Source organism: Streptomyces sp. NPDC004658 (assembly GCF_040609555.1).
GTDB lineage: Bacteria > Actinomycetota > Actinomycetes > Streptomycetales > Streptomycetaceae > Streptomyces.
Window position 1 is genome coordinate 15,344 of sequence record NZ_JBEXKG010000057.1, and the last position, 11,877, is coordinate 27,220.

At 72.0% G+C, this 11,877-nt stretch carries 11 protein-coding genes; 1 reads left to right on the forward strand and 10 read right to left on the reverse strand.

Annotated elements, in window-relative coordinates; translation table 11 throughout:
* The first annotated feature begins 4 nt into the window (after window positions 1-4).
* Window positions 5-955, forward strand: a complete 951-nt coding sequence (locus tag ABZV94_RS20635) for an RluA family pseudouridine synthase (protein WP_356342135.1) — start codon at window positions 5-7, stop codon at window positions 953-955.
* A 373-nt stretch (window positions 956-1,328) separates the two neighbouring features.
* On the opposite strand, the gene ABZV94_RS20640 is transcribed toward ABZV94_RS20635, so the two are convergent.
* The 10 genes from ABZV94_RS20640 to ABZV94_RS20685 form a co-directional block, all read right to left on the reverse strand.
* Window positions 1,329-2,828 (reverse strand): cytochrome P450, encoded by a 1,500-nt coding sequence (locus ABZV94_RS20640; RefSeq protein ID WP_356342137.1) that lies wholly within the window; start codon window positions 2,826-2,828, stop codon window positions 1,329-1,331.
* 81 nt (window positions 2,829-2,909) lie between these two features.
* Entirely contained in the window at window positions 2,910-3,530 is a 621-nt protein-coding gene (locus ABZV94_RS20645) for an ATP/GTP-binding protein (protein ID WP_356342139.1), read from the reverse strand.
* Entirely contained in the window at window positions 3,511-3,963 is a 453-nt protein-coding gene (locus ABZV94_RS20650) for a DUF742 domain-containing protein (protein WP_356342141.1), read from the reverse strand. Before ABZV94_RS20650 ends, ABZV94_RS20645 begins: the two co-directional genes overlap by 20 nt.
* A complete protein-coding gene (locus ABZV94_RS20655) occupies window positions 3,960-4,364 on the reverse strand; it encodes a roadblock/LC7 domain-containing protein (protein WP_103812405.1) in 405 nt (134 codons plus the stop codon). Before ABZV94_RS20655 ends, ABZV94_RS20650 begins: the two co-directional genes overlap by 4 nt.
* On the reverse strand, window positions 4,361-6,031 hold the full coding sequence (locus tag ABZV94_RS20660; RefSeq protein WP_356342143.1) for an ATP-binding protein: 1,671 nt from the start codon (window positions 6,029-6,031) through the stop codon (window positions 4,361-4,363). The genes ABZV94_RS20655 and ABZV94_RS20660 overlap by 4 nt, the downstream gene beginning before the upstream one ends.
* A 706-nt stretch (window positions 6,032-6,737) precedes the next feature.
* Window positions 6,738-9,590 (reverse strand): DEAD/DEAH box helicase, encoded by a 2,853-nt coding sequence (locus ABZV94_RS20665; protein WP_356342174.1) that lies wholly within the window; start codon window positions 9,588-9,590, stop codon window positions 6,738-6,740.
* 132 nt (window positions 9,591-9,722) lie between these two features.
* Entirely contained in the window at window positions 9,723-10,673 is a 951-nt protein-coding gene (tatC, locus tag ABZV94_RS20670; RefSeq protein ID WP_356342145.1) for a twin-arginine translocase subunit TatC, read from the reverse strand.
* A gap of 47 nt (window positions 10,674-10,720) precedes the next feature.
* Entirely contained in the window at window positions 10,721-11,002 is a 282-nt protein-coding gene (tatA, locus tag ABZV94_RS20675) for a Sec-independent protein translocase subunit TatA (RefSeq protein ID WP_356342147.1), read from the reverse strand.
* Between the two features lie 259 nt (window positions 11,003-11,261).
* Complete coding sequence (locus tag ABZV94_RS20680) at window positions 11,262-11,456, reverse strand: hypothetical protein (protein WP_356342149.1); 195 nt, start codon at window positions 11,454-11,456, stop codon at window positions 11,262-11,264.
* Between the two features lie 42 nt (window positions 11,457-11,498).
* Window positions 11,499-11,759 (reverse strand): hypothetical protein, encoded by a 261-nt coding sequence (locus ABZV94_RS20685; protein ID WP_356342176.1) that lies wholly within the window; start codon window positions 11,757-11,759, stop codon window positions 11,499-11,501.
* Between the last annotated feature and the right edge of the window lie 118 nt (window positions 11,760-11,877).

Here is an 11,877-nt window from a genome sequence, read left to right on the forward strand (position 1 = left end):
CCCGATGAGACGCCGTACCCCGCCCCCGCCTGCCCCGCTCCCCCAGCGCGCGGGGGTGGACCCCGTCCGGGTACGACTGCCCGCGGACGGCCAGTGGGCCACCGTCCGGGAGCATCTGGTGGAGCGGCTGACGGGGGCTCCGCCCGGGGTGGTCGAGTCGATGTTCGCCGCCGGGCTGGTGGTCGGGGCCGACGGGCGGGCCGTGGCGCCGGACGCGCCGTACCGGCCGGGCATGTTCGTCTGGTTCCACCGCGAGCTGCCCGCCGAGGCGCCGGTGCCGTTCCCGGTGGAGGTGGTGTACCGGGACGAGCACATCGTGGTGGCGGACAAGCCGCACTTCCTGGCCACGACCCCGCGGGGTGCGCATGTCGCGGAGACCGCGCTGGCCCGGCTCCGGCGTGAGCTGGGCATCCCGACGCTGACGGCGGCGCACCGGCTGGACCGGCTCACCGCCGGGCTGGTGCTGTTCACGGTGCGGCCCGAGGAGCGGGGCGCGTACCAGTCGCTGTTCCGGGACCGGCGGGTGCGCAAGGAGTACGAGGCGGTGGCGCCGTACGATCCCGCGCTCGCCCTGCCCCGGACCGTGCGCAGCAGGATCGTGAAGGAACGCGGCGTGCCGGCCGCGCGGGAGGTGCCGGGCGAGCCGAACGCGGAGACCCGGGTGGAGCTGATCGAGCACCGGGGCGGGCTCGGCCGCTACCGGCTGGTGCCGGCCACCGGGCAGACCCACCAGCTCCGGGTGCACCTGACCGCGCTGGGCGTGCCCATCCTCGGCGACCCGCTGTACCCGGAGGTGACCGCCCCGGTACCGGCCGGCGACTTCCGGCGCCCGCTCCAACTGCTCGCGCGGAGGCTGGCGTTCACCGACCCGGTCACCGGCACGGCCCACACCTTCACCAGCGCCCGCACCCTCCACGCGTGGACGTCCCACGAGGCCTGGGCGGCCGGAACCTAGCCCTGGCGGGGAGAGGCGCACCACGCCGACGGCACCGACGAGCGAGGACGGCCGGCCTCACCGACCGGCGCCCACCTGCCGGGGGCAGGCGATCCCGTCGCGGGTGCCCCAGCGGGGAGAAGCGAAGGCAGGCCCCGCCGGGCAGGCCGCCCCCGTCGGAGAGGCCGGCCCGGCAGGCGAGCCGGCCCCGCCGGGCAGGGGGCGTTGCCGTATGAGGCGTCCGTCCAGGCCGGCGGGCCCCAGCGGGCGGCGTCACTTCACGCCCCTGCCCGGCACAGTCACTCCGCGGCTCGGCCCGGCAGGATCACGCCAGGACAGCCAGGCCCGCGGCACCCACCCCCGGAGCGGGTGCCGCCGGGGGGGCGGCCCGGTGTCACTCTCCGCGCCACCAGTGCAGCAGGCGGCCCCACAGGCCCCGCGGGCGGGGCGGTTCCGGGGCCGGAGGGATGGGGGCCGGGGGCGAGGACGTGCGGGCGGGTGCCGGGGCCGGCTCGGCGGCCGGAGCCGGGGCCGGGTCGCTGCTCAGGGTGCCGACCTGCCAGTTGGACCGCTGCGGCGGGGCGGGCATGGCGCGCGGGGGCGTGTCGATGTCCTGCTGCGGCTTCGGTTCGAAGCGCACCGGCAGGGCCACCAGGTGCCGGGAGGCGATGGACGACCGCCAGCGCAGGTCCTCCTCGGCGCAGTCGAGCTGGATGTCGGACAGCCGCGTGAGCAGCGCGTCGACGCCGACGTCGGCGATGGCGCGGCCGATGTCCTGGCCGGGGCACTCGTGGGGGCCGCCGCCGAAGGCGAGGTGGGCGCGGTTGCCCTGCATGCTCGCGGACAGGTCGGGCCGCACCCGCGGGTCGACGTTGCCCGGTGCGGGCGCGAACAGCAGCCCGTCGCCCTTGCGGATCTGCCGGCCGCCCAGCTCGGTGTCCTGCTTGGCGTAGTAGCCGAGGACCGTGCTGAACGGCGGCTCGTCCCACAGGGACTGCTCGATCGCCTCCGGCACGGTCATCTGGCCGCCGTTGAGCTGCGCGCGGAACCCCGGCTCGGTCAGGACCATGCGCAGCGCGTTGGCGAGGAGGTTCGCCGTGGCCTCGTAGGCGGCGAAGAGGACGACCCGCAGGTGTTCGCGGACCTCGTCGTCGCTGAGCCCGGCCGGGTGGGTGAGGAGGTGGCTGGTGAAGTCGTCCTCAGGCCGGGCGCGCCGGCGGGTGGTGAGCCGGCTGAGCGCGTCCATGACGTAGCTGTGGCTCTGGATGGCGGTCTCGGTGCCCTTGAGGGCGTCACGGGCGGCCTGCACCATCCGGTCGTTGTACTCCTCGGGCATGCCGAGGATCTCGCACATCACGGCCATCGGCAGGTGCTCGGCGAACTGGCCGACCAGCTCGGCCCGGCCCCGCTCGCAGAAGCTGTTGACCAGGATCTGGGTGTAGCGGCCGATGTGCCGGCGCACCCCGCGGTGGTCGATGGTCTCCATGGCCGCGGTGACCGCGCCGCGCAGCCGCTTGTGCTCCTCGCCCTCGGCGTGGGAGCAGATGGGCTGCCAGGCGATGTGCGGCATGAGCGGGTGGTCGGGCTTGACCATGCCGTCGCGCAGCGGGGTCCAGATCCGGCTGTCGCGGGTGAACTGCGAGGGATTGCGCACCAGTTGCAGGTTCTCGGCGTGGCCGAGGACCACCCACATCGGTACGTCGTCGTGGAGGAGCACGGGCGCCACGGGGCCGTGCTCCTCCCGCAGGCGCTCGTAGAGGTCGCCGAGGTCCTCCGCGCCGGGGCCGTAGAGCCGGTGCGGCCTCCCGGGGCCGAGGCCGTGCGCGGGGCAGCCCGGCGGCGGACCGGAGAGGGTGTCGGATGTCCCGGTCGGTGAGGGGGATTCAGGCGTCACAGTGGTCGCTCCGGAACGGAAGGGGTCGGGGTGGGTGGGGTGCCGTCGGGTGCGGGCGCCGGTCAGGCGAGGGCGCGCCGGTCAGGCGAGGGCGCCGGACATCGCCAGCGAGTGCAGGAAGCCCATGAGGGTCATCAGCACGTCCTTGCTGGAGGCCCGGCGGCGCACATCGCACTCGATGATCGGGATGTCCGGGCTCAGATCCAGCGCGGTGCGCAGTTCCTCGATCGGGTAACGGGGCGCGTCCGGGAAGGAGTTGACGGCGACGACGAAGGGCACGCCGCCCTCCTCCAGCCGGCCCATGACGTCGAAGCTGACCTCCAGGCGCCGGGTGTCGACCAGGACGACCGCGCCGAGCGCGCCCTCGAACAGGCCGTTCCACAGGAACCAGAAGCGCTCCTGACCGGGGGTGCCGAAGAGGTAGAGCACCAGTTTCTCGGTGATGCTGATCCGGCCGAAGTCCATGGCCACCGTGGTGGCCGTCTTGGTTTCGGAGCCGTAGTCGTCGTCGACGCCGATGCCGGCCTGGGTCATGGTCTCCTCGGTGGTCAGCGGCCTGATCTCGCTGACCGAACCGACCATGGTGGTCTTGCCGACGCCGAAGCCGCCCACGATCACGATCTTGACCGCGGCCTGCGCGGTGTGCGGCAGGTGGTCCTCGGTGCGCGGGCCGGGGAGGGTGTCAGAGCCTTTGAAGTCCATGCATCACCGCTTCGAGGAGTGAACGGTCGGGGAGCGCCTGGCGGACGATGGGGTCGCGCGCCTGCACCAGTTCGGCCGTGATCAGCTCGGTGAGCAGGACGGTCATCGTGCTGAACGGCAGTCGGAGGTAGGCCGACAGTTCCGCCACGGACAGGGGGGTCGTGCAGAGCCGGAGCACTGCCGTCTGCTCCGGGGTGGCGGAGACCGGGGGTGCGGAGCGCGCCACGATCAAGGTCACCAGGTCGAGTTCGGCGCGGGCGCCGTCGCCGGACCCGGCGACCGAGTACAGCCGTTCCGGGTTGTCGCCCGGTCCCTTGGCCCCCGCGGCCTCCGGCGACGGGGGCCGCGGGGGCTGCGGGGGCTGCGGCAGGCGCGGGGGCTGGGGAGCGGGCGGGGGCTGCGGCCGGCGCCGCGTGCGTCGTGGAGGGGTCATACGGTCTGCCCGTTCCGCCGGGGCGGACTGCTGAGATGGGCGCCGATCCGGACGACGAGGTCGCGCATCATGCCGCTCATCCGCCCCGGTTCGCAGGTCACGTCGGAGAGCACGGCGAGGTAGGCGTTGTCCCCCGCGTTCATGAGGTAGAAGTAGCCGCCGTCGATCTCGAAGACGACGGTCTTCATGTCGCCGGCGCCGGGCAGCTCCTGGATGATGGCACTGGCCAGGCTCTGTACGCCCGCGCAGGCGGCGGCGACCCGGTCGGCGGCGTCGGGGTCGCCGCCGTAGCGGGCGATGCGCAGTCCGTCGGCGGAGAGGACCACGATCATCTCGATGCCCGGCACGCCGTCGTTCAGCTGCTTGAGCATCCAGTCCAGGTTGCCACGCTGCTGGATCACTTGAGGTCCCCCTCGTCGTCGGCCACGGTGGCGCCCTCGGCGGGGTCGGCCGGATCGTTGAGCAGATGCAGGTACTTGGTCGGGTGGAGCGTGAAGTCGGTCAGTTGGTGGGTGGGGGTGTCCGGGGGCATGCCCTCGCGCAGGCCGTCCCAGAAGGCCTCCATCCACATGCCCGGCGGCCGTTCCATGAGCTTCTTGCGCTCGGGGTCGATCTCCGGCTCGGGTTCCGGCTCCGCCGTCCGCTGGGACCAGATGGTCGGCCGGCCCTCGCGCTCGGCGCGTTCGATGGCGGCCTGTTCGGCGTACCGCTGGCTGAGCGGGGTCTTCACCCGGCTGCGGCGCTGCGGCAGACCCCCCGCGGTCCACTCGGTGACCTCGGGGATGTCGTCCTCCAGCGAGATGCCGGCGGGGATCTTGGGGCTGGTGGGGCGGCGCTTCTTGGGCGGACGCTTGGGGCCCTCGACGGCGTCCGCCGTGGGGATCTGGGCGGCGGCGGCCCCGATGCCGTGCGCGGCGCCGACGCCGGGTTCGGTGGTCGTCATGACGCGCGGCACCACGAGGATCGCGCGGACACCGCCGTACGCGGAGGAGCGCAGCGAGACGTCCATGTCGAACCGCTTGCACAGGCGGCCGACGACGGCGAGGCCGAGGCGCGGGTTCTCGCCGAGGTTGTGCGCGTCCTCGCCGTTCTTGGCGTCCTCGATCATGCGCTCGATGCGGGCGCGGGACTCCTCGCTGAGGCTGACGCCGCAGTCCTCGATCTCGATGACGACGCCTGTCTGCACCTCGACGGCGGTGACGTGCACCTTGGTCGACGGCGGCGAGTAGCGCGTCGCGTTGTCGAGGAGCTCGGCGGCGGCGTGGATGACCGGCTCGACCGAGGTGCCCTTGATGTTGATGTTGACGATCGAGGCGAGGTTGATGCGGCGGTACTCCAGGATGCGGGACATCGCGCCGCGCAGCACGCTGTAGAGGGAGACCGGCTTGGGCCACTGGCGGCCGGGCCGGCCGCCGCCGAGGACGGAGATGGTGTCGGCGAGCCGGCCGATCAGCGAGGTGCCGTGGTCGATGCGCAGCAGGTCGTCGAAGACCTCGGGGTTGCGGCCGTGGTCCTCCTCCATCTCGCGGAGTTCGTAGGCCTGCTGGTGGACGATGGCCTGGACGCGCCGGGCGACGCTCACGAAGGAGCGCTCGGTGGCGTCGCGCATCGAGATCTCCTGGTCGGCGCCGCGCAGCGCGATGCGCACCAGCTCGCGGTAGCCCTCGGGCAGGCCGCGCAGTTCGGGGTCCGCGTCGAACACGTCGCGTACGACGTCCCGGAGCACCTGGCCGCGGCGCAGCCGGTAGAAGCCGGCGGGCAGGACGTCGGTGGCGAAGCGCTCCATCAGATCGTTGTGCTCGGCGATCCGCCGCTCCAGGTGCGCGGCGTGCCGGGCGTGTTCGGCCCGCGCCTCGCGGAGCAGACGGCCGCGCCGGGCGGCCTCCCCGGCCGTGCCGAGGACCAGCAGCACGGCCAGGGCTCCGCACACGCCGACGGCGATCCGGGCCGTGGGCGGTACCAGGGCGACGGCGGCCCCGGCCGCCGCGGCCATCACTATGGCCGGTGGCAACAGCACGCGCGCATAGGGACGTTCACGGCGACCGGGAGGCTTCTGAACACTCACCATGGATGCCTTCTGAGACGAGTCGGCTGGGTGTCGGGGGTGCTTGCGGGGGGAAGGTACAGGGAACTGTCGGGACGGATTCCACATAGGGGAACAAGCGCACGATTTACCTCAACTCGGTGCGCCGCGGGCGAGCTTAGTCCGACCGGATCATCGCCGTGTCATATTCGGCAAGCACCTGAAATCGCCCCGCGAGGGGAGTACTCTCAACTCCTTTTGCACGCATGGCTTTTACTCGCACACGAGGAGTAACGGCACACGGGCGTACGAAAGTCGCTCACCATGGGGGGTGAAAAGGGAGCCGGGGCCGCACCTCATCGGCCGTGGTCCCCGTTCCCTTCGCCGTGACCACCATCACCCGGTCACGTGCGAAGGGCGCGCCCGGCTCCGGCAGGGCCGGCTCACCAATGGCCCAGCCCCTGCTCCGCGTGACTCCGCGGGCGCCGACAGGCCGCCGCGCGTCGCGGAGCGCCGATCGCGGCGACACGAGCGCCGTTCGCGAGAGGGACGCGCGGTGAACGGCGTACCCGTCCCCCTGCCAAGGCCCCATGATCAGCGCCGGCGCCCGAGCGAGAGTCCACCGGCACTCCGCGGGCGTGTGCGGCGCGCTCCTCGCCGGCCCCCGGGTGCCGCGCGTCCGTGTGGGCCCGGTGCGTGCTGCTGGGCCCGGCCCGCCTGACGAAGACGGTCCGGGCCCTCGCCGGGCGGGTCAGCCCACGGACGAGTAGGCGACCACGCCCCGCAGCAGCTGGTCAACCGCCTTGCGCGCGGCCTTCGCCACGGTCGAGCCCTCCGCAGGAGCCGCCGCCGAGATCTGGCCCAGCACGTCGATCACCTGCTTGCACCACCGCACGAAGTCCCCGGCCGGCATCTCCGCCTCCCGCAGCACCTCGTCGAGCCCCTTGCCTGACGCCCACATGTACGCGGCCCAGGCGAACCCGAGGTCCGGCTCCCGCTGCCCGACGCCCTCGGTCTGGTTGATCCGGAACTCCTCCTCCAGGGCGTCGAGCCGGCCCCAGATCCGGACCATCTCACCGAGCGCCGCCTTGGCCTTGCCGGAGGGCAGCTTCGGCGCCATGGCGTCGTCGCCGACCCGGGCCTCGTACACCAACGCCGAGACACAGGCGGCGAGTTCGGCGGGGGCCAGCCCCTCCCAGACCCGCTCGCGCAGGCACTCGCTGGCCAGCAGGTCCAGTTCGCCGTAGAGCCGCGCGAGCCGCTTGCCGTGCTCGGTGACCTCGTCACCGCGCAGATAGTCCAGCTCGGTCAGCAGGGCCACGATCCGGTCGAAGGTCCGCGCGATGGTGTTGGTACGGCCCTCGATGCGCCGCTCCAGCTGCGAGGTGTCCCGCAGCAGCCGGTGGTAGCGCTCGGCCCAGCGGGCGTGGTCCTCACGGTCGTTGCACCCGTGGCAGGGGTGCGCCCGGATCGCCGTGCGCAGCCGCGCGATCTCGCGGTCGTCGGCGGCCTGGGACCGCTTCTTGCGCGCCCGCTCCGGCGGGATGTGCCCGGCCTTGGTCCGCAGGGCGGAGGCGAGGTCCCGGCGGGACTGCGGGGAGCGCGGGTTGAAGTTCTTGGGGATGCGCATCCGGTCCAGCGGCTCGACCGGCACCGGGAAGTCCATCGACGCCAGCCGCTTGACCTGCCGTTCGGCGGTCAGCACCAACGGCCGTGGCCCGTCGTGGTGGTCGAAGCCGCGGTGGCCGTTGGACCGGCCCGCGGGCAGCCCCGGGTCCAGGACCAGGGCCAGGCCCGCGTACTTGCCGGTGGGCACGTGGATGACATCGCCCGGCTTCAGCTTCTCCAGGGCGACGGCGGCCTCCGCGCGCCGCTGGTTCGCGCCCTGCCGGGCCAGCTCGGTCTCCCGGTCCTTCAGCTCCCGGCGCAGCCGCGCGTACTCCTCGAAGTCGCCGAGGTGGCAGGTCATGGAGGCCTTGTAGCCCTCCAGGCCCTCCTCGTTGCGCTGCACCTGGCGGGAGATCCCGACGACCGACTTGTCGGCCTGGAACTGGGCGAAGGAGGTCTCCAGCAGTTCGCGCGAGCGGTGCCGGCCGAACTGCTCGACCAGGTTGACCGCCATGTTGTACGACGGCTTGAAGCTGGAGCGCAGCGGGTACGTGCGCGTGCCCGCGAGACCGGCGAGGTGCTCGGGGCTCATGCCGCGCTGCCACAGCACCACGGCGTGGCCCTCGACGTCGATGCCCCGGCGGCCGGCCCGGCCGGTCAGCTGGGTGTACTCACCGGGCGTGATGTCGGCGTGCTGCTCGCCGTTCCACTTGACGAGCTTCTCCAGCACCACCGAGCGGGCGGGCATGTTGATGCCGAGCGCGAGGGTCTCGGTGGCGAACACGGCCTTGACCAGGCCGCGTACGAACAGCTCCTCCACGACCTCCTTGAAGGTCGGCAGCATGCCCGCGTGGTGGGCGGCGATCCCGCGCTCCAGGCCCTCCAGCCATTCGTAGTAGCCGAGGACGTGCAGGTCCTCCGGCGGGATGGAGGCGGTGCGCTCCTCGACCAGGGCGCGGACCTGTTCCCGCGCCTCCTCGTCGTTGAGCCTCAGGCCCGCGTACAGGCACTGCTGGACGGCGGCCTCGCAGGCGGCGCGGCTGAAGATGAAGGTGATGGCCGGGAGCAGGCCCTCGGAGTCGAGCCGCTCGATGACCTCGGGACGGCCCGGGGTCCACACCCGCGAGCGCTGTCTGCGCTCCCGCTCGCGGTCGGCCTCGCGCATCGCCCGGCCGCGCCTGCGGTCCTGGTACGACGGCCGGGTGGCCTCCATGCGGGCGAGGCGGACCAGATCGGGGTTGACGGCCTTCTTGTGGCCCTCGCCCTCCTCGAACAGGTCGTACATCCGGCGCCCGGCGAGCACGTGCTGGAACAGCGGCACGGGCCGGTGCTCCGAGACGATCACCTCGGTGTCGCCGCGGACGGTGTCCAGCCAGTCGCCGAACTCCTCCGCGTTGGACACGGTGGCGGACAGCGAGACCAGGGTCACCGACTCGGGCAGGTGGATGATCACCTCCTCCCAGACGGCGCCGCGGAAGCGGTCGGAGAGGTAGTGCACCTCGTCCATGACCACATAGCCGAGGCCGAGGAGGGTCTGCGAGCCGGCGTAGAGCATGTTCCGCAGCACCTCGGTGGTCATCACGACCACCGGGGCGTCGGAGTTCACGCTGTTGTCGCCGGTGAGCAGGCCCACCTTCCCGGTGCCGTAGCGGCGGCACAGGTCGGCGTACTTCTGGTTCGACAGCGCCTTGATGGGTGTCGTGTAGAAGCACTTCTTGCCCTGCCGCAGGGCGAGGTGGACGGCGAACTCGCCCACGATCGTCTTGCCGGAGCCGGTGGGGGCGGCCACCAGAACGCCCTTCCCCGCTTCGAGCGCCTGGCAGGCCTCGATCTGGAAGGGGTCGAGGCCGAAGTCGTACATCTCGCGGAAGGAGGCGAGCGCGGTGGCCTGCTCGGCTGCCCGCCTGCGGGCTGCCGCGTACCGCTCGGCCGGTGAGAGGTCCTCTGTCATCGTACTTTCGAGCGTACCGGGCCCCACTGACAACAGGACGATCATTATCCGGATCACCCTCCGGACGGCAGCCGGAGGGTAAGAAGACCGGAAGAATCACGCCGGAGGGCCGCCCGGGACACCGATGCCCCCGTCCTGAGGGGGGCGGGGGCATCGCGTGGCGGGTTCGGTGAGGGCTCAGGTCACGTCGTCGTAGCCGTTGACCCGGTCGGGGCCCGCCTGCTCGGGCAGGGCCCGGGTGGCGGAGACCGGCTCGACGTCGCCGATGTCCTCGGGCGTGAGGTCCAGCTCGGAGGCCTCGTCGTCGGCGGGGCCCGTGGCATCGCGACGGCGCCGGCGCTTGTCGTTGAGCAGCGAGAAGGCGACCGCGCCGAAGTACAGCACCCAGATCGGCCCGGCGAGGGCCAGCATGGACAGCGGGTCGGTGCTCGGCGTGGCCACGGCCGCGAAGACCGTGATGCCGAGGATCATGGCCCGCCACCAGCCGAGCATGCGCCGGCCGGTCAGCACCCCGGTGAGGTTGAGCATGACCAGCAGCAGCGGCAGCTCGAAGGAGAGGCCGAAGACGATCACCATGCGGGTGACCAGCTGGAGCAGGTCGTCGAGCGGCAGCAGGTTCTTGATGTCGCCGTTCGGCGTGAAGTCGATCAGCACCTTCGCGGTGGTCGGCAGCACCTTGTACGCGAAGAAGGCACCGGCGAAGAACAGCGGGGCACCCGTGAAGACGAAGGCGTAGGCGTACTTCTTCTCGTGGCGGTGCAGACCCGGCGCCACGAAGGCCCACAGCTGGTAGAGCCAGATCGGCGACGCGAGCACGACACCCGCCATCAGCGAGACCTGGAGGGCCAGCGTGAACGGCGCGAGGAGGCCGTTGATCGTGATCTCCGCGCACTGCGTCTTGCCGTCGGAATGCGCCAGCTGTTCGAACGACGCCCGGCAGCCGACCGAGTCGAGGATCGGCTTCGTCAGGAAGTTGATGATGTCGTTGTAGTAGAAGGCCGCGACGATCGTCACGATGACGATGGCCAGCATCGCCTTCGCGAGCCGGTTGCGGAGCTCACGAAGGTGATCCGCGAGGGGCATCCGCCCCTCGGGATCCTTCTCCTTCTTGCGGGCAGGCTTGAGCAACCCACGTCCTCATCTCGTGCGGCAGGCCGGGGGTTTCCGGCCCTGCGTCAGCGCTGGGTGGTGTCCGTCGGCTCGTTGACCGGCCGCGAGCTGGTCACGTCACCGGGGGCCGCCTGGATGGTGCGCTGCGCAGGAGGCTGCTCGCCCTGGCCGGGCGCCTGGGCGGAGGCGTTGCCGCCCTCTTCCTTCATCGCCTTGGCCTCGCTCTTGAGGATGCGCGCGGACTTGCCGAGCGAGCGGGCCATGTCCGGAAGCTTCTTCGCGCCGAACAGCAGGATGATGACGACGAGGATGAGAATGATCTCGGGAGCTCCGAGCCTTCCGAACATAAGTCTTTACCTTCTCACCGAGGCGGCTGGGTGGGGTGCTGTCCGACCAGTCGGACATGTGTCCGATGGTCACGCTGACAGCGATCGTAACGCTCAGGGGTAAACGTGAGGCAATCCCCGTGCGTACTCCCGGTCCACGGTGCGGGCCTCGTTCTCCACACCACGACCAGCAGCGTACCTGTCCCACCGGGCAGCATGACAGGGCGAAGTGACGCAAAGCGCTTGCGTCGCCGGTCTCACAGGCACCGTTCGGCGCCCCTCACAGCGCGTCAACGGCGCGGGCCGCCCGCACGGTCGCCCGCTCCAGATCCTCGGCGGCCCTGTTGATACGGCGCGCGGAGTCCGCGACCTGCTCCCCGAGGCGCCGCGCCTCCAGGAACACCCGCACGGCCAGCACCCCCAGCACGGCGATACCCAGGAAACCCATCGCTACCGCGAACATCGGCCAGAACATGACGCCGAGCCTAGACCGTCCGCCGGCCCGGGGCGCAGGCGGCTACACGGTGGAGTGCAGCCGCAGGGTCCTGACCCCGCCGCCGGTGAGCAGCTCGACGATCCGCTCCCCGGCGGGCTTGCGGACGGCGGCGCCGCAGTCGGGGCAGGTGAAGGAGTAGAACGTCGTCCGGCTGCTGGCGCCGATGGCGAGGCGCAGGGCGCCGGCGGCGAGTTCGAAGCGGCCGCGGCAGTCCGGGCAGCCGGCCCTGAACACCACGGGGACCGCTCTTCTCATGCCGGCGAAGGCGGTCGCCACCGTCATCTCACGCCCACCGGACTCCGGAGACTCGCTCACAGCCTCGCTCCTTCTTCTGGTCGTTCGCCAAGCGCGCCGCCGGAGGTACCGGGTTCCGCCGGCTCGCGTCCGCGGCGCCGTCGCG